The sequence below is a fragment of the Enterococcus sp. DIV2384 genome (genome assembly GCF_050534975.1).
Lineage (GTDB): Bacteria > Bacillota > Bacilli > Lactobacillales > Enterococcaceae > Enterococcus > Enterococcus faecalis.
The window spans coordinates 639,663-664,386 of the sequence record NZ_CP172905.1 but is presented as its reverse complement, the minus strand read 5'-3'; the positions used below and the strand labels follow the sequence as shown (position 1 = coordinate 664,386).

Here is a 24,724-nt window from a genome sequence, read left to right as displayed (position 1 = left end):
TTCCTCCTTATTTAAATCGTTCAGTTTTGTACCATTTTGTTTGTGTTTGTTTATGAAAAACATTTTCTTTAATATACATCACCATGCCATAAGCGGCGACTACTAGCCACATCTGACTGTATGTAATATACATCAAGGCAATAATTAAGATATTCTCTAAAGTCATTTCGCCTTTTTCGGTTGTAATACTGACAAAAGTACTGAAAATAAATAACAAAATCGCTAACAACCATAAGGAATTGCTAAATCCTTGCAGGGTCGTTGTTAAGTAACCAGACATTGATAAAACTAACATGATGTCTGACAAAACGAGCGATGTCATTAAGAGAAAATAAATGGACAAGAAATATAAAATATCAAAACGGATCCGACTCGCTTTAGGATTAAACAATAATTTAGCATTTTTAACAATGACATAAATATTGCCTTTGACCCATCGCGTCCGTTGTCGGAACCAAACTGACAAAGTTTGTGGCTCTTGCTCCCACGTCACTGCTTTTGGTTGAAACTTAATTTTATAGCCCATCATATAGATGCGGAAACTGATTTCTGTATCTTCGGCTAACGCTTTGTCATCCCAGCCGCCAATGGCTTCAATAATACTACGACGAACAATGAAATTTGTGCCAGGAATCGTGCATAACTTAAATAATTGAAAACGACCGGCTTGTGCCATCCATTGAAAGGCCAGTGTCTCGATATTAATAAAGCGTGTCAACAAGCTTGCATTGCGATTTCTCGTTCTAAATTTACCAATAACCGCGCCGTATTCCTCACTAGCGATTAACTCTCCAACTAAATAACGGAGTGCATTCGGTTCAGGTGTATTGTCCGCATCATAAATGGCAATCACGTCCCCCTTGGCTTGCTTGAAACCAATGTTTAAGGCATTAGACTTACCTTTCCCACCTGTTATATTGTCTGTATTAATAATCTGCAAATTTCGATTAACCGCCTTTTTTTGGACATTCGCTAAAAGCTCAGCACTATTATCACTTGAGTTGTCATTAATCACAATAATTTCATAGCGATCTTGCGGATAATTAAAATTCAATAACGCTTCAACTGTCCGCACAATGACAATTCCTTCATTATGGGCCGGCACCATAATTGAAACAAACGGCGCGTCTTCGTCCTCTACAGGTGGTGGTGCGACAGGATCTGTTTTTAAATAATAAACATAGCCAAAAATAACTAAGAGAATATTTACAATTAGTAGACTCCAAATAATGATAGTTGCTGTTAACATTACAATGTCAGCAATGGTCATTTGTCTTCCTCCTTATTAATATATTTCGACCGATAATTCTTTCGTCCAATCATAAACAAAATAATCAGGATGATTAAAGTCAGTGTAACAACGCCAATTAAAATATTGTTTGTGATACTGAAAAAGAATGAAAATAAGCCTGTAAATCGTTGTTTTTCAACTGTTGAGGCCCCTGTATCAGCCAAACCATTGACAATTTGATTGTTTAAGAAGAACCGATTATTCCGAAATTCGATTTTCTGCGTTTGTGTTTGAACAGTGAAATGTTGATCCGCTTCTGAAACACTAAACACTATTGGCGCTTCCTTGACTTCTTGAATTAGATGATCCACTTCTTTTTTAGAATTTGGAAATGAAAAACTAATGGTGGTCGGCATTGGAAATCGATAGTCATTCGGATTATCTTTATCCGTCCATTCAATCCCCGATAAATAATCATACGGTAAATCAAACAAAGCATTCTTATAAGTGATTGATTCTCCCGTTTGGTTCCGATAAAAAACGCGTTCAATCGGCGGATTTTCTCTTAGAATCACTGTATCACTAATTGCTAGACCATCCTCTTGGTATTGAAGGTCTTGATTCCAGTATCCTGGAGCAGAAATGCCTACTGGATAGACATGTCTGTCGACCAATAAACTAATCTGCTGCTCCATCAATTGTTTCAAAGCACGTTGGTCATTTAAATCAACATTGTTAACGACCGGTGTTTCTAAGAAAATAACCCCCGTCGAAGCAAACGCACGTAACGCATTCGTAAATAGTTTATAAGGTAAAATCGTATTGTTTTGTGAAACGCTCGTACTGGATAAAATATAAGGATACGTGGTTTTAACTAATTCTTCTTGCAAATAGGTTGCCACAGACATATCTCTTAACGGGTTAAAATCAGAAATCGTCAAAAACGGCCGTGACATTTTTTCACTTTCCAGCCATTGACTAATTACGTCCAAGCTTTCTAAAAAAACAGCGCCTTTGCGTTCAAACATTGGGAGAAAAGCATGCCCATTCTCAATTACACCAAATGGATATTCTTCTGGTGCTAATTCTTGTGTTTTTAATCGGCCAACCGTCTGACCTTGCGTATTTTCCAACACAACTGATTGATCTTGAAAAGGCAATACTTGAGAAAAGCGGTTTTTTTCATCTTCTAACCGATATTGACGATGACTTAATTCTTTCCACGTACCGCTAAAATATTGTTTTTCATCGTCACGCATGTTTCGACCAATGTGTAATTGTTTGCCTTTAAAATGAACTCGATCTGCTAGAAAATCAGAGGCAATAACGCCGGCTTGTTCAGGCCAATTCACCATAGAAATCAAACTGTCATAGCCATCATTTAGCAATTCGCCAGGCACATAATCTGATACCGCCACACTCTGAACTTCTACTCCAAAACTCGTCAACACTCGTTGTAAAGCATCCACATCATTTTCTTTTTTCCCAGCAATATTCAAGCTGTCATAGACAAGTAAGACATGTTTACTTGGTGCAGCCAGCGCCGGTTTGGCAAAGCCACAAAAAACGAAAAAGAGTAAGAAACACACCCAGCCAATAAGATATTGTTTATTTTTCAATTCCCTCTACCTCCCCAATGACTTGTGGTGTTGTATCTTGCCACATTCGTTTACCAATAACATCAGAAACAATTTGTAACAAGAGAAAATCTAAAAATACTGAGACTAAAAACAAATGACGTACTAAGTCACTATCCCCATCAATAATAATTGTTGAAATGAAAACAACTAATAAATTTAGATAAATTCCTGTCATTAAAAAGAAGCGAAAAACTAATCTGGGTTCGTTTCTCTTGAGTCCTCTGTATAAACCAACGCCATATAAACCAAACAGAATCACGCCTAATAATAGATAGAAAGCAAAGTTTTTAGGAAAAAAACTGGCTTTAATACGGTTATACACCATAAAAAATTTAGATTGTTCCAGCGGTGCACGCCCCGTCGTTTTCTCAAAATTCCCCACATTATTAGGCTTTACTAAGTAAACATTTGGGACCGCTGAATTCAGTCCTTGCCATAATTCAGATGGATAATTTAAATAATTCAATAACACCCATCCAAAACTCGTTTTATCAAAAAAATCTTTTTTCATTTGTTCAGAAGTTGGTGACACGGGACTGTATTCTTCAAAGTAGGAACGTCCCTTTTGTAACCCATATTGCGGGTTGATTCTGCCCTCTGACATCCGTTTATCTGGAACCTTACTATCCTTCATTACACCGCGCGTCATACTGTGGTAGACATCACGTTCATAGATATCGTTAGGAACGATAAAAGCCGCTAACGTTGTAAAACCAATCAACGCAATTAAAAAGGCCGTCATTGACAATCGTTGGTAACGTTGTGACAAGTAGACAAAAAATCCTAATCCAGCAATAATTACGCCAATAATCAGCAAATATTCTTGGCGTGTTGTCCCTATTAAAAGTACTACTGCTTGTGCCAAGATAACCAAAACTATTCTTCTGAGCCAAGTTCGTGGTTTCGTCACCCGATAAAAATAGACTGAAAATGCTAAGACACTCACAGAAAGTAAAAAACTCGTCGCTTCTGTATAAAAGGAATTAAAATAAATCGTATAGGAGGTATCCCCCAAGATGAAAATAACCAACAAGGAGATAAGATAACTTTTTTTCAAAGATACGCCTTCGGTTAAGCCTCGTACCAGAATATAAATTGACACTAAAAAACAACTAAGATAAACGAAACCTAAGAAACGAATATCGAAAAGTGTTTGACTATAAAAAAGTTTATTAAGCCAAATGGCAATGGTGATGAAAAATTGTTGAGTGGAAACAAAGTGCGTCGTTGTTTCATTAAAATAACGCATAATTGAAAAGTCCTTAACAAAATAGGCCACATTGTCGTAGCTATCACCATTGACACGATAAAGACTATTTGAATTTAACACACGAAAATACTCGCCATTATCTCCCAAGCCATTAATCGGATAAACAAATAACAAAATGCTTGTCACTAACCCAATCCCTAAAACGGCCAAAAGACTTGGAGAAATATAACGACTCAACCATTCAAAAGCCGAGTTCATGTGTTTTTTGATCTTTTCCATGCTTTCACCTCATCTAGAAATCATAGGCCAAAAGAGCCATTAAGTTATTATAGGAATAGACTTGTTTCGTAACTTTATCACCAAATCCTCCATAAATCGGACTGCTTGAATCCATAATTTGAAAATTATTAAGTACTGTGATTGCCGCACGATACAACTCTTTGTCATTTTCGGCAACACCAATTAAAGCCGCTATCGCATAACTGGCTGCAGATTGATTTTTATCCACAGGTGATCCATTTAAATCATACGAGTTAAAAAGCGTTCCTTGCTGAACTTGTTTTCGTACAAAATCAATACTAGTCTGTTTCGCCATACCCACTTCACTTAAATGAACAATCGTTAATAAAGATTCAATAATATTAAGTGTTCCGTTGTTTTCGTATTTATTTGTTTGATGATTAAACTTCGTTTGATAAAGAGGTAAATCATCAGAAATATAGCCATCGTCTATTAATTGGTAATGATACTGCAAGTAGTCTGCTGAAATCCCAAATTCTTTGTATAGATAACCCAGCGTAATTAAGTCAATATAAAACAAAGAAGTTTCTGAAGACTGTTGTTTTGATTTACTATCGTAAAAATCAATTAGAATATTATCTTTCATAGAGGTTTTCATAAAACTCTTGCCTAATTTTTTAATTTCTTGATCGTACTGATCTGTTTTAAAATGCCCCCCTGCTTCAATTAATGAACGAATGATCCGTAAATCATCAATCGAGGCATTGACATTGTACTTATTGCCTTGCTCGTCAATTCGGTAACTAAATTGGACACCGTCGTAAAAGGTGTCTTTCGTCTGCTTGTAAAAATTATCAAAACGTCCCTGCGTATCAAAAGCTAAATTACGCAAATATAGACCCGAAGACTCACTTAGCAACTCATGTCCTGTGGCGACATCTTTGCGTTCAGCATCTGGTAAATAATTGGTTAAAAAGCCGCCGTCTGTTTTGAGCCGGGTTTCAATAAAAAACTTCAACAAATCTTTGCGTTCAGCGGTTTCTTTTGTGTGAAATTCATGTTTTGTTAAAAAATGTTGTTTGTCTGTCGACATTAAGCGTTGAATTTTTGGATTCACTTTTTCCACCTCTACTTTATAGGATTTTTCTCTAAACAAAAGAAAATATCCTCCCAGAAGCACCACGAATACCCCAATAAAAATCCAAAGTTTTCTCTTCATTGTTACGCCTCTTTTCCTCACTTCTTTATTGTCAGTGTACACAAAAGTACTTGTTTTTGCGAAACTTACGCTACATCTTCAAGCACAAGAAAAAAAGCAATCCATAAAAATAAAAGGATTGCTTTAACCGTTTCGTCGATCATTTCCTGTCATCGTAATCTCTTTTGACAGATAACGCACACGTTCCATAATTCGTCTGGCTTTTAGCGGCTCTTGTTCTCCTCGTTGCGTCACGGTTAAATGCTCTTCTAAAGCTTTTAAATCTAGATTGGAAGAGAAAAAAGTAACTAATTGTTCTTGCATTCGGTATTGCAAGATTACGCTTAAAACGTCGTCACGAATCCAACTAGTCATGGATTCCGCACCAATGTCATCAATCATTAATATAGGGGATTTTTTTACTGCATCGAGCTTTTCACCAACTTGATCGCGACCAATGGCTTGTTTCATTTCTACTGTAAATGTTGGAAAATGAACAATTGTCGTAGTAAATCCACGTTCTGCTAAAGCATTAGCCATCGCACCTAATAAGAAAGATTTTCCTACACCGAAGGGGCCTTGTAAATAGAGCCCTTTATGAAATTCTTTTGGTGTCGCAGGATATTCTCTTAAAAATTGCATTGCTTCTGCTAACGCTTTGGCTCGACCTTGAGAAGATGGATCGAAATCTCGTAAATTTGCTTCTCGGACATCTTTTGGCATGTCCATTGCCCTTACTCGATTGCGAATTTCTTCTTCCTTCTGACGGGCGATTAAATCAGCCGTTGGGACATATGTTACATCAATGTAATGAAAATTCAACATTAATCTTGGCTCATAGCCGGGGGCAATCATTGCCGGATCGTTTACTTGAAATTTCTTTTTTTCTTGAACAAATTCATACAGCTTAGCATAACTTTTACGAATATCTTCATCGGTTAAACGCTCTCGGTTTGCTTGTATAAAGGCTTGAACATCTTGATCTTTCAATACTTCGTTAACCAGCTCTTCATATCGTTCATTGATGTCACGCTTCTGGATAATTTTTGACATTTCTTTTCCTACGTCTTCCATCATTGGTCACCTCCTTGGTTTAAAAATTCTTGAATTTGTCGATCTAACTCGGCTTGTTCTTCTGGGGAAAGTTTTGTTTCATCGTTTGGCTGATCTGCCCATTCTGGCAATCGCTCTTGTCGAACAGTTTGGCGTTTCCCTGAATAATTTTTTTGTCGCTGTTTTTGTTTGGTTTGGCTTTGTTTTGCCAATTCTCTGACATGTTCAATTGCTTTTTCTGGTGAATGAATGCCACTTTGTCCCCATTCATTCGCAATTCGATTCACATACTCCGCTTTTAAAGTCGGTTGTTGTTGAATATTGTAAACATAGTTAATCAAAATATTAATCACACTAGTCGGTAAGCCTGATTTGGCAACCAAATATTTCACTAATGAACGTTCTTGTGGTGTCGTATAGCCGCCTCGACTATTTTTTAAAGCTTCTAAATATTGAATAGGCGGATTCTTTTCACTATCCATAATCATTTGAATATCCAGTTCAGAAAAACCATTCATTTTTAATGTGTTATATCGATACGTTTGTTGCTCTTCCACCGTCAATTGTGCTTGCTTGTTTGTCACTACGTTTGTTGGTTGTGGTTTTTTATCAGGATCAAACGCTTGATGAATCGTTCGCACTAATTCCTTAGGCAAAATTCGACTTGTATAATAGTCAAATGATTTCGAAGCAAAGTCTACCATATCTAACTCATTGATGCCATATAATTGATGAAAAACATAGACTTCTTCTTGAAAACTAGCCTCATCTTCAGGCAGTTGTAAGCCTAAACGGTGCAAACCTTCCACAAAATAGTGCCAATCAAAAGAATCCGTTAATACAGAAATTTTCTTCGATTTTTCTTTTTGAGAAAAAGTTTCTTGAATCGTTGTCAATCGGTTCGCTTCGGAAACAATTTGTTCTTCTTTAAAGGCATAAACCTCTTGAAAGCTAGCGGAAACATTTTGATAGCCCTCTGTTTTAGTAGGATGCGGTTGGAACTTTTGCACTAATTGATCAAATTTCCGTTGTCCAACCCGATTAAATAACACTAAAGCTAACACTTCATCTTTAAAAAAACGAGCGGCTGTTTCAGGTGCTTTTAAATAATATAAATAACAATCTCCTAATTCCCGATCTGTTTTTTTATACGTTTCTAGCAACCCAATGCCTTCTAATTTGTAGCAAGCTTCTTCTAATTGTTGGCAACTCAAGTCCAGCAAACTAATTAAATCTGCATGAAACAGCGAGCCATTCTCCTCTGAGTCTGTTGTTTCAGATAACAAAAGCCAATATAAACTAAACGCATTGGCGCCGACAATTGGTTGATATAAAAAGGTTAAAACCTCTTTCTCTTGATCAGAAAGCGGTGAATCAATAACCGCTTGAAAAATATTTTTTGGTTGGATTCTTTGCCGATTTCCTTTCAAAGAAAGACCTCCTTTTTAATTTTCTGAGTCAGGAGAAGAAGATTTTGCTTTGTCGACAATGTCCTGTAACTCTTTCAAAAACACGCTCATATCTTTGAATTGTCGATAAACACTCGCAAAGCGGATGTAGGCAATTTCATCTAGATTGACTAAATCTTCCATCACATATTCACCGATAAGCGTTGTAGAGACTTCATTTTCCCCTAAACTACGCACTCGATTTTCAACATTATCGACAATTTGAACCATTTGTTCCATAGCAACGGGTCTTTTTTCCGCAGAGCGAATGAGCCCACGCAAAATTTTATCACGATTAAATTCTTCACGATCCCCATTTTTCTTGATTACAAGTAATGGCGCCGCTTCAATTCTTTCAAATGTAGTGAACCGATAACTGCAATTTTCACATTCACGACGACGGCGAATTGCACGTCCATCATCTGCTTGACGGCTATCAATAACACGGGAATTATTATGATGACATCTTGGACAACGCATAACGTTCACCTCTTCTATTCTGTATAATTTTTGTTGCCTATATTATAACATGAAATTGCGCTATTACTAGGTCTTTAGAACTGGTTCTTAGTTGAATCTTTGCCATTCTTTAATAAAAACAAAGACTTTCACTGTTTTTTCTGAAATTTTCAAAACATTTTACGCCATAAAAAAAATATTCACTTCTTTCCAGTTTGTTTCTCTAGCCACTTCTTCACTTGCTGTTCCGTTTCTTCTCTAGTTCCTTGGTTATCAAACACGATATCTGCTCGTTCTTTTTTCATTTCAATCGGCCATTGGCTAGCAATTCGTTGTTGCGCTTCTTCTTCTGTTAATTGGTTTCGGGCCATCAGACGCTCTTTTTGAATCTTTTCTGGTACATATACCACAGCAACTTGATCCATAATCGCCTCATAATGAGCTTCATAAAGCAGAGGAATATCAACAATAACCAGGGCGGCTTTCTTTTTAGCTTCTTCAATTTGACGTAAAATTTCTTTTCTTAAAAAAGGTTTCAGCGTTTCATTTAACAGCTCTCTTTTTTGAGGACTAGCGAAAATTAATTGTCCTAATTTTTTCCGATCCAATTCACCAGTTGTTAATACTATTTCTGGTCCGAAAGTTTCAACGATTGCGGCTAAGGCTGGTTGCCCTTTTGCAACAATTTCTCGGGCGATAATGTCGCCGTCAACAATTGGATAACCTGCTTTTTTAAAAAGAGCAACAACCGTACTTTTACCTGTCGCAATCCCTCCTGTAATGCCTAAAACTTTTGTCATTTCAATCGACGACCTTTCAATTGTTGGCATTGTGGACAATAATGCGTACCACGTTGTGCCACTTTTGTTTTAACAATTGGCGTACCACAACGATTGCAAGGTAAGCCTGTTTGCCCATAGACATTCAACGCTACTTGAAAAGTCCCTGCTTCTCCTAACGCGTTTAGATAGGTGCGAATGGTGGTTCCACCTGCTTCAACAGCGCGTGCCAAGACGTCAATGATTGCTTGGTACAACGTAGCAACTTCCGCAGGTTTTAAGGAATCTGCTGGTTGTTCTGGATGGATTTGCGCTTGCCAAAGTGCTTCATCTACATAAATATTCCCCAAACCCGTCACTAGCTTTTGATCTAACAGCAATGGCTTAATTGCTTTATGATGCTTTTTCAAGCCTTGTTGAAAAGTAGCTAATTGGAAAACGTCTGGTGTTGGCTCTGGCCCCAAAGCTAAAATCCCTTTATATTGATGACCTTGATTCTTAGGAACCAATGTCATACGCCCAAATTTCCGTACATCTAAATAACGTAATTGCGTGCCATCTGTAAAAGTAAACATTACATGGGTATGTTTGGCAATTTCATCATCAGCCTGATGAAACTCATATTTTCCTTCCATCCGTAAGTGAGAAATCATATCATTATCAGACAATTTAAAAATCAGAAATTTTCCTCTTCGCTCAATCCCTTCAATCGTTTGACCAGCTAATTGACCTTGAAATACATCAACTTCTGGTGATTCAATAATTCTTGGCCAAAAAACAATGACTTCTTGAATGGTTTTTCCTACAACAAGTTTTTCAAGTCCTTTTCGCACTGTTTCTACTTCTGGTAATTCTGGCATTATTTTTGCTCCTTTATATAAAGAGGTCTGAACGCTTAGATATCAACGTCCAGATCCTACTTATCCTTATTTTATTCATCGTTCTTAATGGGTAAGCTATTATTTTGCTTCATACCATGTTTTTCCCCAACTGCTATCGGTGATAAGTGGCACATGTAAGGAAACTGCGTGCTCCATCACTTCTTTGACGAGTTGATTTAATTGTTCTAATTCTGATTCTGGTACTTCAAAAACTAATTCATCGTGCACTTGTAATAACATTGTCGCTTGTAATTTTTCTTCTTTTAAACGACGCGCCATTTCAATCATCGCAATTTTTAAAATATCTGCGGCACTTCCCTGAATCGGTGTATTAATCGCTGTACGTTCAGCGAACGAACGTAGATTAAAGTTTCTTGAATTAATATCACTTAAATAACGACGGCGATGATACAATGTTTCCACATAGCCTTTGTCTTTGGCATCGCGGACAATCTCTTCCATGTACTGTTTCACGCCTGGATATTTTTCAAAATAGGTGTCAATATATTGTTGCGCTTGCTTTCTAGTAATGCCTAAGTTTTGAGACAAGCCATAATCACTGATACCATAGACAATTCCAAAATTCACCGCTTTAGCTTGACGACGCATGTTAGGTGTGACATCTTCTGCTTTTTCAACACCGAAAACTCGCATTGCAGTGCTGGCATGGATATCTTGTCCTTCCACAAATGCTTCTTTTAAATGCTCGTCATTAGAAATATGCGCGAGCACACGTAACTCAATTTGAGAGTAGTCAGAAGAGAAAATCAACCAATTATCCTCTCTTGGTACGAAGGCTTCTCTAATTTTTCGGCCTTCTTCTAAACGGATAGGAATGTTTTGTAAATTGGGATCTACTGAGCTTAATCGTCCTGTTTGTGTCAGTGTTTGTACATACCGAGTATGAATTTTATTATCTGGCTGAATTACTTTTAAGAGTCCTTCAACATAGGTTGATTGAATTTTGGCAATTTGACGATAAGTTAAAATATCTGCCACAATTGGTGCTTGTTCTTTTAGTTGTTCTAAAACATCCACCGCTGTTGAATAACCAGTTTTCGTCTTTTTGATCACAGGTAAGCCCATTTTTTCAAATAAAATAACGCCTAATTGTTTAGGTGAGTTTAAATTAAATTCTTCGCCAGCTTCTGCATAGATTTTTTCTTCGATTTCTTTCAAGCGTTCTGAAAATTCTACTTGCATTTCTTTTAAGCGCGTGGCATCAACACGGATCCCAGTTATTTCCATATCACCTAAAATACGAGAAAGTGGTAATTCCATTTTATAGAATAAATCAGCTTGATTTTTTTCTGTTAATTCGCTATCTAATTTGCTTGTTAAAAATTGAATTGCTTTAATCTTACGTGCTAAATGACCAAAGAAAACTTCTTCGTCCTCTGGCAAGCCTTTTTTGGCCCCTTTTCCATAAATAGCTTCATCAGATTGAATCGCATCATATCCGTAATGTTGTGCTACACCTTCAATATCAGCGTTATTGTCATTGGTATCAAGTAAATAAGCAGCCAATAAAACATCAAAGGCAATCCCTGTCATTTTTCCTACATAGCGATTTAGTGCAACGTACGTCCGTTTTGCATCATAGACATTTTTTTTACGTGTCTCATCCATCAACCAGTCGATAAATGGCTGACTTTCAAAAACAGCTAAATTATTCGTGGTATAAATCTTCTTGTCGTTGCCCCAAGCAAGGCCGACAATCGGTGACGTATGATAGTTATCTTCCATCATCTCAACATAAAGAGCCATATCGTCTGTAAACATTTCATTGGTTAACTGATCTTCGACTACTTCAAATAAAATATCTTCCATTTCAACAGGTTCTTCTGTAATGTCCAACTTAGCTAAAAATTGTTTAAAGTCCATTTCTTTATAAAAAGGAACCAATTTTTCTAAGTTTTTCCCTTCATATGCCAAGTCTTCCACATTGACTTCGACTGGTGCATTGACTTCAATTGTCGCTAAACGTTTAGAAAGAAAGGCTTGCTCTTTATCATTAATCAAGTTTTCTTTCATTTTGCTTTTTTTCATTTCATCGATATTCTCATAAACCCCTTCAACTGAGCCATATTGTTTTAACAGCTTAATCGCGGTTTTCTCACCGATTTTCGTTACACCTGGAATGTTATCCGACGTGTCGCCAGCCAACCCTTTCATATCAATAATTTGCTTAGGCGTTAACCCATCATATTTTTCAGCAATATGCTCAGGCGTATATGATTCAATATCGCTAACGCCTTTAACAGTGATATCTACTTTGACAGTGTCCGTCGCTAATTGCGTCAAATCTCGGTCCCCTGATAACACAACAACATCAAATTCATCTTTATCAACTTTGTTGGCTAATGTACCAATAATATCATCTGCTTCATAGTTAGGTAGTTCATAATATTTTACGCCTAAACCTTCTAAAAGTTCACGAATATACGGCATTTGTTCTTTAAATTCCCCCGGTGTTTTTGAACGTCCGGCTTTATATTCTGAATAAAATTCTGTTCTGAATGTGGTTTTCCCTGCATCAAAAGCGACTAAAACATGAGTAGGCATTTCTTTTTGCATTACATTTTCAAACATATTGTTAAACGCATAAATAGCATTTGTATGCAAGCCGTTTTTATTTTTGAATCGTTCTAATGAGTTATGTAGCGCAAAAAATGCACGAAAGGCTACACTGTTTCCATCAACGAGTAATAATTTTTTTTTGGTCATTTTTTTCCCCTCATCTTTAGCAAACTAGTTTCCTTTCTATTTTAACAAAAAACTACAGAATTTGCAGTAGACGGAGATTGCCGAATGAAAGAAAAAGGTATTTGACATAGTTCCTTAGTGACAACTATATCAAATACCAAAATCAATCAGCAATACACACTGGATCTTCACAAGTATGAGAATCTTTTTACGGCAAAACATTTCCCGCTGCACGATAAATATCGTACCAATCTTCGCGACTAATCACAATGTCTGCTGCTTTAGCAATTTCTTCAATTCTACCAAGATTCATACTTCCTGCGATGACTTGCATATTAGCAGGGTGGCGCAGAATCCAGCTGCTGGCTAAGCCAGTTGGCGTTGTTTGATATTTTTCAGCCAATTCGCTTAATTTTTGATTTAACTCAGGGAATTTTTCATTTCCAATAAAGACACCTTCAAAATAACCATATTGGTACGGCGACCATGCTTGAATAGTCATTTGTTTCAACCGTGAATAATCTAAAATACCATGATCATAATCAATGCTTCCTGATATTTCCATATTTGTTTGTAAGCCTTGATCCACCATGCCAGTATGCTTGATGCCAAATTGTAATTGATTGGCTAATAACGGTTGTTTAACAGCTGTTTTTAAAAGTTCAATTTGTCCTGGCGTTTGGTTACTTACACCAAAATAGCGAACTTTCCCTTGTTTTTCTAATAAATGAAAAGCTTCAGCTACTTCTTCTGGTTCCACTAAAGTATCTGGACGATGCAACAATAATGCATCGACTGAATCTACACCTAAACGCTGTAAACTCCCTTCGACCGCTTCTAAAATATGTGCTTTTGAAAAGTCAAAAAAGCCCTGACGAATCCCACATTTCGTTTGTATAAAAATATCTTCACGACGAATGGTACTTTCTTTTAAGGCCTTACCAAAAATGGTTTCGCAGTCGCCGCCACCATAAATGTCGGCGTGATCAAAAAATGTAATGCCATGATCATAAGCAGTTTCAATTACCTGTTGAGGATTTTCAGCACCATTTAAGCGCATACATCCTAAGATAACCGAAGAAACTGTTTCGTCACTTGTACCAAATTGCAGTTGTTTCATTTTAATATCCTCCTCATCCATTCCTCTTACTTCTTCATTTTAACACTATTTAGACAAAATTGGACTTCTTACGGTAGATTCGCTTCGACTTTTTCAAAAAAAGCAGGAGATAATTCCTCTGGCAAATAAACCACTGTCTTAGAAGAAAGCGCTACGTTCATCTGAAACAAATGATTGACAATTAATAGGTGTGCTTGGTGAAGTTGATACGTTGGTTTTCCATGAATAATTGTAATATTCTTTTTTTCACTGAAATAGCTTTTTATAGATTGCCCCAACGCTCGTTCCTTTTCTGGAGGAAAGTCCGTCAATAGGCAAATAATATATTTTTTTTCATATAAAATCGGGTTAAATAAATCTAGGATGTGATAAAAATAGCAACTCGTCAATTCCCGTTCTTTTACTGAAGTAAAGACTGGATATAGGCGTTTTAAAAGCCTAATTAGTTTCTGTAATCTGTGCCAGGTTTGTTGATAACGAGCAGCGAGTGTTTGTTCCTGTTTATGAGCTGGCAACCATGCTTGTCCGTCTAATAAACTATTCATATGCGTACTTAAAAATCGACATAAATGAATTTCTTGATAATTAAAATGATGTTGTGTAAAATTTCTCCTAATTTCTTTCATAATAAAAATAGCTGTTTTTAAGCATAAACTTTCTATTTTCATTTGCTCATGAATAAAATACTTTCGCGCTCTCTTGCCAAAACAACCACCAAAATGTGCTTCAAGAATCACAAATAACGCTTTTTGTTCTTTAAGAGACATAAAAGAAGTGCTCAACACTTCCACACGAAATAAATAAAAAAAAGCACTTGTTTGTTGAAATAAATTAGCATTTGGCACTGAAATTTCATGCCCGCCTCTATATCGTTTCTCCCAAATATAAATTAGCCAACTAAGATGATTCTGTTGTGCTACATTTAAATCCAACTCAAAAAAGGTAATGATTTTCCGAGTCATTTCTCTGTTTTCTTCCAGACAGCTTTCTTGAAAAAACAAATAAAAACAAAGGATTAACTGTCGAATTTGCCATTCATTGCCAGTTAAATCGTAATGTTTTTGACGTACAATAATATCAAAATTAACTAGCCAACGTCGAATATTAGAAAGTTTCTTCCGAAGAGTTGATTCCTGTAATCCCAATACCTGGGTCAATTGCGCATAATTGATTCGCTCTTCAATTAGACAACGTAAAATATAAAATTCGGGAATAAAATAACAAAATTTTTGTCTAAACCGAGCCAAGCCACAAACGCATAATTCACGATATTTTACAATTCCTTTGGTCGTTGTATAAATCTTACAAAGCCCTTCTATCTTAAACGTTTCCTGCTTTTTTTCAAAACGTTGAATGTAACAATGGATGGTTTTGTCGCTCACCTTTAGTTTTTCTGCAGCCATCAAAACAGAAAATGTCTGCTCTTGTTGCAGTAAATCCAACAATTCCAACATATTTTTATGTTCAAAAGACAATAATTCCTTGAAATCCATATATCGTCCCCTTTCACTCCCTTGTTATAAGAATACGTCAAATAAGGCAAAAATTTTTTTAAGAAGAAAAAAATAGAGAACAAAAAGTATTGATTACTTTCCGCTCTCTACAATTATATCGAATTATTTTTTTGAAATATGCAGTGTCATAGCATTTGCTGCTACAATAATTGTACTTAATGACATCAAGACAGCACCTACAGCTGGATTTAAAACAATCCCAATTGGTGCAAGAACCCCAGCCGCTAAAGGAATGGCGACAATATTGTACCCAGCTCCCCACCAAAGATTTTGGATCATTTTACGTCGTGTTTGTTTGGCTAAATCTAAGAACCTTAAAATATCTTTAGGATCACTATCCGTCAGTACAACATCTGCCGAATCAATCGCTACATCTGTACCAGCGCCTATCGCAATGCCGATTGAAGCACGGGCTAAACTTGGTGCATCATTAATACCGTCTCCTACCATCATGACCTGATGTCCCTCAGTAAGATATTGTTGCACAATTTTTTCTTTATCTTCTGGTAAGAGCTCTGCGTAGTATTCCTTCATTCCTAAATAATTAGCAACTGCACTGGCGGCTGTTTGATTATCCCCTGTTAACATGACTGGCGTAATTCCTTGCGCTTGTAACTCTGCAATAAATGTTTTAGCTTCTGGTTTGACTTTATCTCCTAAAGCAAGCAGTGCGACTAATTGACCAGCGATGATTAAATAGCTCAAGGTATTTCCTTGCTCTTGATAGTTTGTTTTAATTGTTTCATCGAAGGTTAACTGTAACCGTGCAACTTCTTTTTCATTGACTATTTTGACTTCTTGGTTTTGAACAGTAGCAACCAGTCCTACGCCTGATAAAGCTTGCAGATTATGGGCTTCATAAGGTTGAACGGCTTGTTTATTTAAATAATTCATGATCCCAATTGCCAACGGATGGTTTGCATTTTTTTCTAATGCTCCAATATATTTAAGTGCTTCTTCTCTAGTGAATTGCTTACTCATTAATTCTAAGCCAGTAACTGTAAATTGTCCTTCTGTTAAAGTACCAGTTTTATCCAGCAACACATATTCAACCTTATTGGCTTGTTCTAATGCGTTCCGATTTTTTAAAAGTAAGCCATTTTTAGCAGCAATGGAGGTACTTCTAGCAATCACTAAAGGAATTGCTAAGCCTAACGCATGGGGACAGGCAATAATAAAAACTGTAACCATTCGTTCAAATGCTAGCGATAAATCTTTCGTCGCCATTAACCAACCGATAAATGCTAACACACCTACGAATAAGGCAATATAGAATAACCACTTGGCTACACGGTCTGAAATGGATTCTAGTTTTGATTTTTCCGATTGCGCTTGTTTAACCATCTCCATAACTTTTGACAGGTAACTATTTTCACCCGTGCCAGTTACCGAAATTTCAATCATTCCGTTGCCATTGACTGCTCCACCAATCACGGAGTCGCCAATGTTTTTTTCTACTGTTTTTGATTCCCCTGTAACCATCGATTCGTCGACTGTTGTGCTTCCTTTCAAAATTTTACCATCTGTCGGAATTTTATCTCCCGAACGAACAATCAAGCGATCGCCTTCTTGGACATCTTGCAAAGGAATTTCTTCTTCCCCATGTTCAGTCATTCGCTTGACTGTGTCAGGCAACAGTTCAGCCATTTTTTTCAAGGCATCACCAGCATTAGAAATAGCATTCATTTCAATCCAATGGCCTAAAAGCATAATAACAATCAGAGTGGCTAATTCCCAGAAAAAGTCCATCACGTGGGCCTGATTCGTAAAATGATTCATGTAAAACGCATATAAGCTGTAAAAATATGATACCGAAATCCCCATCGCAATTAACGTCATCATTGCTGGACTCTTTTGCTGTAATTCCATTTTAGCGCCACTTAAAAATGGTTGTCCACCATAAAAAAATAGCACAGTTGCTAAAATTAAGACCAACCAATCAGAACCTGGAAAAGTAAATTGAAAAGGTAATTGAAAACCCATCATTGGTGAAAGAACAATAATCGGAATAGCTAAAATCAATGACAGCCAGAATTTTTGTTTAAAATTCCCCATGTGCATTGAATGGTCCATTCCCTTCATTCCTTCATGTTGGTGTGACATAGCCATTTGTTCATGCGCCATGTCATGATTCATGTGATTCATTTTATCGTGGGACACTGTTGGCTGTTTTTCCTGATGTTGTTCATGATTATGTTTTGCTGACATATGATCCCTTCTCTTCTTAAGTATTTTCATCTTAAGCATAGCACAAGATGAAAATTGTTAGAAATAATTACTTTTTTTAGTTTAGAAAAAAAAGAGCCGAATTTTGCGTATGTATATTTTAAGAACACCTTATCCTCATATTTATTACAAAAGGAGTGTTTCAATGAAAATTACTACAAAGCAAGTCGGGGCACGCATGCGTGACGCTCGAAAAAAGAAGAAGTACACTTTACGTTATTTAGCCAATAAAATTGGTTTATCTAGTGGAAGTACAATTAGTAACTGGGAACTAGGTTTGAATTTACCCAATAAACGATACTTAAAAAAAATCGCTAAAGCCTGCGATACAACAGTAGATTGGCTACTTTATGGTGATTTCGATCGATTTGTGCGCCAGCTATTAAAAGAAAATTTTCAAAATAAACAACTGCTAAAACCACCTTTTTTTACTCAGTTGATGGGACGTTTATCTGAAGAACAGCTATCCTATCACGATTCCTTAAAAATTATGATTCAAGCGCAAAAGTTACAGCAGTCCTTTTATGCTTTTCCGTTAACAGTAGAAGCCCCCTCTCATTCCCAAGAGAGTATTTCTATTTATGAACCAACAACTGCAGAAGAACAGTCTGACCAATCTTATTATCAACCGTTTATTTTGTCAGAACTCCATGAATTATTTACACATTCTCAAAATCCAGAATTGGATTATTCTCTGATTATCGCTTTTCTTCCTTTGTTAAAAGTAGATCAATTAACTGAACCACAAAAAGAAGTCTTACTGGCCATCTTTAAGCGGATGAATTCCTTTAAAGACCAAACGCTTTTAAATGAATTCTTTGTGGAATTACAGTATTTACTCTGATTCTACAAAAAAGATTGAGCCATGTATCTCAAGGACTTAGGCTCAATCTTTTAGTTAAATTTCTTCTATTTATGAACGATTCTTTCGTTCGACTAAGTGCGTTTTCCGTTGTGGGCCAATGATTAAAGGAACGGATTCATATTTGACTTCACTGTATTCCAAGCCAAACCAACTTTCAGGAGAGGTAGTTAAGTTTTTGATAGCTAATTTTGCCTGCATAATTTGTCGATCCCATTTTTTCAGTTCAGAAACGTTAGATAATTCTTCTTGAATTAATACAAATTGGAAATCGCCAACTTCTCTCCCTGGCGTTAATGAATAACGTTGTGGCTGTTTTGGCAAGCGCCCTGTTTTCATCAAGTCATGAACAATTTGTCTTAAATATACATTCACTTCTTGAGAAATATGGAAGCCTAAATATAGCTGAACTTGCACAATAAAATCAGTTCCTAGCATGTCAACAGAATACTCTTGAGTAAAGGGTTCATCTGTTACCTGAACATTAACAAACCAATAAACATTCGCTCGTTTTGGTTGTTTGTCTAAAATCGAATAAATAATATTACGATTAATTTCGCCGTCCACTCGATCAGAGGTTAAAAAGACCACGTTGGTTTGATACATAGGTACAGATGTATCTTCTTTCAAAGCTTTAAGTTGTGGTACATATTTTTCCAACGACACTTGTTCCGCCGTTGCTTCTTTAATCTCGTTGCCGCGTTCCCAAATAATCATGATGCATAACAAGAAGACTGCCATTCCCACAGCAACATATCCACCATGGAAAAACTTCGCAGCACTTGAAAAGAAAAAGACAACTTCAATGGCAGCAAAGAACAAGGAAATTAGATACGCAGACCAAGCTGGAATTTTATCCAAAAGATAAAACAACAATAAAATGGTTGTCATTAACATCGTAATCGTAATCGATAGACCATACGCAGCTTCCATGTGTGTCGATGTTCTAAAAGCCAGCACGATTGCTGAACAAGCTAACCACAAAATTAAATTTACCGCTGGAATATACATTTGACCGATATTGCTCCCAGGATAAATAATTTTAAGTCTTGGTAATAACTTCAATTTAATCGCTTCAGAAACTAAAGTATACGAACCTGATATTAACGCTTGCGAAGCAATCACTGCGGCGATTGTTGCAAAAACAACGCCAAATACGAGAATACCTCGTGGAATCATTTGGAAAAATGGGTTAATTTCAGCTAATGCCTGCATTTCAGGGTTTTCTTTGACCGTTAACAACCACGCAGCTTGCCCTAAATAATTAAGAATCAAACAAATCTTAATATACGGCCAGCTAATGCGGATATTCATTTTTCCTACATGCCCTAAATCAGAATATAAAGCTTCAGCACCAGTTGTAGCCAAGAAAATATTCCCTAAAATAAATAGACCTAATTTATTTTCTGGACTGACTAGTAATTGCAAAGCATAATATGGATTTAATGCACGAATAACCGTCCAATCTTGGCTAAAATTCATTAAACCAATGATGCCTAAAAAAGTAAACCACAAGAACATAATCGGCCCAAAAGCTTTCCCGACCAATTCTGTTCCAAATCGTTGAACAGAAAAAAGAATTAAAATAATCGTCAACGTAATAACCACTATAATCGTTTGGTCATTGCCAAAACGTTCAAAAAATGCCGGAATTCCCCGTAAGCCTTCAATCGCTGTCGTCACTGTCACAGCTGGGGTCAAAACGCCATCAGCCAGTAAAGCGGCGCCGCCAATCATTGCGGGAATAATCAAATACTTACTTTTTTTACGAACCAATGTATAAAGAGAGAAAATCCCACCTTCTCCATGGTTATCAGCATTTAAAGCAATAACAACATATTTAATCGTGGTTAAGATAGTTAATGTCCAAAAAATTAATGAGACCGAACCTAAAATAAACGATTCAGAAACCCGTGCCAAGCCACCATTATCTCCTACAATGGCTTTCATTACATATAAAGGGCTCGTTCCAATATCTCCATAGACAACGCCCATGGCAACTAAGATCCCTGCCATCGTAAATTTCCGACGATCAAACCCCTCTGCTTTGTGTAACACAATACTTTCCTCCTACAAAAGAAATGACTTCGTTTAGTTTAACCAACAGCTCCATAAAAACTTTTAAAACTCTTTATTATATAACGTTTTATATATCTTTTTCATTAGTCAAAAAGCGCTTTTTGACTAACGATGCTACTCACTATAATACGTTTTAAATCGTTTAGCAAGTCTTTTTATTAGAGAATGTTCATCTTAGATAAGAAACCCACCTATTTTGAAAAAAGGAAAATCAAAAATAAGAGCGTGGGACAAAAATCACTTTGGATTTTTGCTCCACGCTCAAAAACTGATAAACGGCGGGAACAGAAGCAACACTACGCGTTGCTTCGTTCTCAACAACTTCTAAGGTGTTTTCTCGACATGCGTCTCGTCACAGTACAGCCTTCAAAAGAGCTACAGCTCTAAGAGTTGCAATGTTTCACTGTGAAGCATGAACAGATGAAATCATCGTACCTACTTGGTGAAGGTCCTTCGGAAATAAGCCGGAATTGTTGAGAATCACGAAGAACGTAGTGATTCGATGATGAACAATACCTACTTGGTCTCCAAAAATTAAAGAACAATTTTCGGAAATTCCTTCTTATTTCTCGGAGTTAAACGCTTCTGTCCCGACCTCTTGCTAACTATTAAGATAATTTTCTGAACAAAGGTAGCTCCTTTTATTCCTGTTAAATTTAAATCACTTCTTCTTCCTCTTCGACTTCAGAGAAATGGAACTTAATCATTTCATTGACGAAAATTGGCACAAAGGATAGGAAAATTGCTAACATCCAATGATTTAAACTAATATGCACTAATCCAAATAGTTCTTGTGTGAATGGTAATAAAGCAATGGTTGTGGTAATTAGTAATGCTAAAACGACCATTTCAAAGAGCGACTTGTTGCTTGATAATTTTACACGGAAAACAGAGTTCGCACTACGAACATTAAAGACATGTAAGATAGAGGAATAAGCTAAAATTAAAAATGCCACTGTTTGTCCAACTTCATAGCTGTTTGAAACATAGGCTGAAACACCTGGTACAAAGGCACCTAGGTAAAAACCAAACAAAGTAATGACTGTGAACACTGCTGCATTAATCCCAATCTTTTGCCATAAGCCTCGTGCAAAAATCCCTTCGTTTTTAGGGATTGGTGCCTCATCCATAATTCCTTTTTCCGCTGGTTCTTTTCCTAATGCAAAACCAGGTAACCCATCTGCGACCACGTTAACAAACAACAGTTGAACTGCAGTAAATGGCGCACCCCAACCAAGTAACATGGCAATTAAAACAATAAAAATCTCAGAAATATTACAGCTTAATAAGAAGTTAATGGCTTTACGAATATTTCGGTACACGGCACGTCCTTGCGCCACTGCATCAACAATAGTTGCAAAGTTATCGTCCGTCAAAATCATATCTGAAGCGCCTTGGGCCACATCTGTTCCAGTAATCCCCATTGCGCAACCGACATCACTAGCTTTCAAGGCTGGCGCATCATTCACGCCATCTCCGGTCATTGCTACAACAGCGCCAGAACGTTGCCATGATTGAACAATTCGAATTTTATCTTCAGGGGTTACACGTGCATAAACGGATAAATCTTTAACCCGTTTATCTAATTCTTCATCACTCATTTTTTTCAGTTCTGAACCAGATAAGGCTTCACTTTTATCTTTTAAAATTCCTAATTCTTTAGCAATTGCACTGGCTGTTACCACGTGATCACCAGTAATCATGACTGTTTTAATTCCAGCTTTTTTCGCACGAGCAATGGCGCCCTTACTTTCTGGACGTGGTGGATCAATCATGCCAATTAAGCCTAACAAGCGAAGATTTTTTTCTAAAGCCTCTGATGTAATTTCCTTGGGTGGTTCATCATATACGGCATAACCGACAGCAATAACTCGTAACGCTCGTTTTCCGAAACGATCATTAACAATAGCCGCTTGATCGACATCTCCGAAACCAAAACGTGGTAGTAACACATCAAAGGCTCCTTTAGTAATTGAGATGTACTTTTTCCCCCATTGATGGACCGTAGTCATCATTTTTCGTTCTGAATCAAAGGGAATTTCACCAATACGAGGATATTTTTCTTCAAGTTCTTCTTTCGTATGATAATTTTCTTCGACAGCACGAACAATTGCCGCTTCTGTCGGATTCCCTGTAACAGTTAGTTCATCGCCTTCTTTTTCCACAATGACATCTGTACATAAAGCAGCCATTTTCAATACTTCCATGGCTTCATCGGTCATGGCATCTTCCGTATCCGTTACTTCATCACCACGATGCCATACTCGGCGGACGCGCATTTTATTTTGTGTCAGTGTTCCTGTCTTATCAGAACAGATAACATTCGCAGTTCCTAGCGTTTCTACTGCTGGCAATCGACGAATAATCGCATGTTTCTTAGCCATTTTTTGAACACCATATGCTAAGGTTAACGTTACAATCACGGTTAGTGTTTCTGGTACAGCTGCCACCGCTAAGGAAACGGCTGTCATAAACATTTCAAGAAGCGGTTCTCCTTGCAGTTCACCAATAATGAAAACAATTGCTGCAGCCCCTAAAGCTAACAAACTAATACGTTTGCCTAATTGATTCAAGCGTTTTTGTAATGGTGTTTTTTGCTGATCGCTGTTATTCAGTAACCCAGCAATTTTACCCATTTCCGTATTCATTCCTGTTGCAGTTACTACTGCTCGTCCGCGGCCATTCACAACGGTACAGCCTTTGAAAATCATATTTATTTGATCTCCTAAGCCATCATCGTCATGCCCCACGTATGTAGGATCTTTTTCAACAGGTTCACTTTCACCTGTTAGTGCTGACTCTTCTACGCGCATTTGAGAAGCTTGAATAAGTCGTGCATCGGCTGTAATCATTGAACCAGCTTCAAGAACTAGAACATCTCCTACTACTAGTTCTTCAGCATCGACTTCGATTACCTTGCCATCTCGTAAGACTGCACTACTTTGCTTGTTCATGTCTTGTAAAGCCGCCAGAGATTTTTCAGCATTTCCTTCTTGAACAATGGCTAAAACAGCATTGATAATCACAATTGCAATAATTAAGATTCCTTCAAAATATTCGCCATGTTCTGTTACGATTGCTGTATAAAACGAAATTGCCGCAGCAACTAATAAAATAATCGTTGTAAAATCAGATAAACTGTGAATAAATTTCTTTAACACAGAATCCTTCTTAGCCTCTTCAAATTGATTGCGGCCATTTTCTTTCAGCCGTTGTTGGGCCTCTTGTTGTGTTAAACCAGTTTCAGTATTGACTGAAACTTCTTTTGTGACAGTATCGACAGATTGCTTGTAAGCTTCCATCCTATTCCCCCTCTAATTTTTTCTTCCTATATAATAGTGTCTCTATTAAATATAACATGATTTTTTTTGAACACGCAACTTTTTTCATCTTTGGCTTAGCGTTCTCTCATATGTATGAAAAAAACTGGTATTTTCGTTGTTGCTACAGCAATGTTTCTATTTAATTATGGGAATTTTATGAAAAAGGAAACGAATTCAGCCAAAAAGCAATGGACATTTTTTTCATTTTGTCTGATAAAAAAATAGTTTATTTCTATATATTCAACACAAAAACAACAAAAAATACAATGTTATTTAGTTCGCACAATTATTTATTTTACATGTTATAAAATAACCAGAAAAATATTATATTTAATCTTATTAATAAGTGTTATAATTTGCAAACGTTTCCAAAAAGTGCTATTCTTTAAGTGTAAGGAGGACATGCAAATCAATTGGTTGAAGATTTTCTCAGTAGATAAAAATCGGTAAACTCAAAGTTGTTAGAATTGCAAGATTCACCTGTAAACAATACGTGTAGAGTAATTGTTAGTGATAACTCGTATCGGAAAATAGGGAAAGGTTATAGAAGGATGGAGTTTCTATAAAGCATTTACCCTATCTGTTATCACCTAACGCAAGTTATCCACCATCCAAGCGTCGAAACTGTATGAAAACAAGGTTTTAGTTTCACCACATCACGTTCACCTTTTGCTTTACATGTATCGCGAAATGTAAACACTTATTCAACCAATTGATGTCTTCCCGTTAACAAGGCCGAGCTTAAATTTAAGCTC

The 24,724-nt window shown here is 36.7% G+C and carries 16 protein-coding genes; 1 reads left to right on the top strand and 15 read right to left on the bottom strand.

Annotated features, from left to right (window positions below; genetic code table 11):
- Nucleotides 1–7 precede the first annotated feature (7 nt).
- The 13 genes from IGK54_RS03175 to IGK54_RS03115 all read right to left on the bottom strand — a co-directional run bounded on the left by IGK54_RS03175 (nucleotide 8) and on the right by IGK54_RS03115 (nucleotide 17,726).
- Entirely contained in the window at nucleotides 8–1,270 is a 1,263-nt protein-coding gene (locus IGK54_RS03175; protein ID WP_002355764.1) for a glycosyltransferase, read from the bottom strand.
- Nucleotides 1,267–2,850 carry a hypothetical protein gene (locus tag IGK54_RS03170; RefSeq protein ID WP_002355763.1) on the bottom strand — a complete coding sequence of 528 codons (1,584 nt, stop codon included), beginning with the start codon at nucleotides 2,848–2,850 and terminating at the stop codon, nucleotides 1,267–1,269. Before IGK54_RS03170 ends, IGK54_RS03175 begins: the two co-directional genes overlap by 4 nt.
- On the bottom strand, nucleotides 2,840–4,360 hold the full coding sequence (locus tag IGK54_RS03165) for a hypothetical protein (protein WP_430603191.1): 1,521 nt from the start codon (nucleotides 4,358–4,360) through the stop codon (nucleotides 2,840–2,842). Before IGK54_RS03165 ends, IGK54_RS03170 begins: the two co-directional genes overlap by 11 nt.
- Nucleotides 4,361–4,373: 13 nt before the next feature.
- Complete coding sequence (locus IGK54_RS03160) at nucleotides 4,374–5,582, bottom strand: hypothetical protein (RefSeq protein WP_002385036.1); 1,209 nt, start codon at nucleotides 5,580–5,582, stop codon at nucleotides 4,374–4,376.
- An 81-nt stretch (nucleotides 5,583–5,663) separates the two neighbouring features.
- Complete coding sequence (gene dnaI / locus IGK54_RS03155) at nucleotides 5,664–6,593, bottom strand: primosomal protein DnaI (RefSeq protein ID WP_002370731.1); 930 nt, start codon at nucleotides 6,591–6,593, stop codon at nucleotides 5,664–5,666.
- A complete protein-coding gene (locus IGK54_RS03150) occupies nucleotides 6,593–8,002 on the bottom strand; it encodes a replication initiation and membrane attachment family protein (RefSeq protein WP_010825069.1) in 1,410 nt (469 codons plus the stop codon). The genes dnaI and IGK54_RS03150 overlap by 1 nt, the downstream gene beginning before the upstream one ends.
- A gap of 15 nt (nucleotides 8,003–8,017) precedes the next feature.
- On the bottom strand, nucleotides 8,018–8,500 hold the full coding sequence (gene nrdR, locus IGK54_RS03145; protein ID WP_002381296.1) for a transcriptional regulator NrdR: 483 nt from the start codon (nucleotides 8,498–8,500) through the stop codon (nucleotides 8,018–8,020).
- Nucleotides 8,501–8,679: 179 nt separating this feature from the next.
- Nucleotides 8,680–9,279 (bottom strand): dephospho-CoA kinase, encoded by a 600-nt coding sequence (coaE, locus tag IGK54_RS03140; RefSeq protein ID WP_010713834.1) that lies wholly within the window; start codon nucleotides 9,277–9,279, stop codon nucleotides 8,680–8,682.
- A complete protein-coding gene (gene mutM / locus IGK54_RS03135; protein WP_002355756.1) occupies nucleotides 9,276–10,118 on the bottom strand; it encodes a DNA-formamidopyrimidine glycosylase in 843 nt (280 codons plus the stop codon). The genes coaE and mutM overlap by 4 nt, the downstream gene beginning before the upstream one ends.
- A gap of 99 nt (nucleotides 10,119–10,217) precedes the next feature.
- Nucleotides 10,218–12,866, bottom strand: a complete 2,649-nt coding sequence (gene polA / locus IGK54_RS03130) for a DNA polymerase I (RefSeq protein ID WP_002361339.1) — start codon at nucleotides 12,864–12,866, stop codon at nucleotides 10,218–10,220.
- Nucleotides 12,867–13,053: 187 nt separating this feature from the next.
- Nucleotides 13,054–13,965, bottom strand: coding sequence for an aldo/keto reductase (locus tag IGK54_RS03125; RefSeq protein WP_002355754.1), 912 nt, complete (start codon nucleotides 13,963–13,965; stop codon nucleotides 13,054–13,056).
- Nucleotides 13,966–14,033: 68 nt separating this feature from the next.
- Nucleotides 14,034–15,458 carry a helix-turn-helix domain-containing protein gene (locus IGK54_RS03120; RefSeq protein ID WP_010825068.1) on the bottom strand — a complete coding sequence of 475 codons (1,425 nt, stop codon included), beginning with the start codon at nucleotides 15,456–15,458 and terminating at the stop codon, nucleotides 14,034–14,036.
- 123 nt (nucleotides 15,459–15,581) lie between these two features.
- Complete coding sequence (locus IGK54_RS03115) at nucleotides 15,582–17,726, bottom strand: heavy metal translocating P-type ATPase (RefSeq protein ID WP_185938162.1); 2,145 nt, start codon at nucleotides 17,724–17,726, stop codon at nucleotides 15,582–15,584.
- 124 nt (nucleotides 17,727–17,850) lie between these two features.
- Between IGK54_RS03115 and IGK54_RS03110 the strand changes: the two genes are divergently transcribed.
- On the top strand, nucleotides 17,851–18,549 hold the full coding sequence (locus IGK54_RS03110) for a helix-turn-helix domain-containing protein (RefSeq protein ID WP_131639275.1): 699 nt from the start codon (nucleotides 17,851–17,853) through the stop codon (nucleotides 18,547–18,549).
- 69 nt (nucleotides 18,550–18,618) lie between these two features.
- Here IGK54_RS03110 and IGK54_RS03105 read toward each other — a convergent pair whose 3' ends face one another.
- Together IGK54_RS03105 and IGK54_RS03100 are read right to left on the bottom strand one after the other, a co-directional pair.
- Nucleotides 18,619–20,625 carry a KUP/HAK/KT family potassium transporter gene (locus IGK54_RS03105; protein WP_002381294.1) on the bottom strand — a complete coding sequence of 669 codons (2,007 nt, stop codon included), beginning with the start codon at nucleotides 20,623–20,625 and terminating at the stop codon, nucleotides 18,619–18,621.
- A 677-nt stretch (nucleotides 20,626–21,302) separates the two neighbouring features.
- Nucleotides 21,303–23,948 (bottom strand): calcium-translocating P-type ATPase, PMCA-type, encoded by a 2,646-nt coding sequence (locus tag IGK54_RS03100; protein ID WP_002355749.1) that lies wholly within the window; start codon nucleotides 23,946–23,948, stop codon nucleotides 21,303–21,305.
- Between the last annotated feature and the right edge of the window lie 776 nt (nucleotides 23,949–24,724).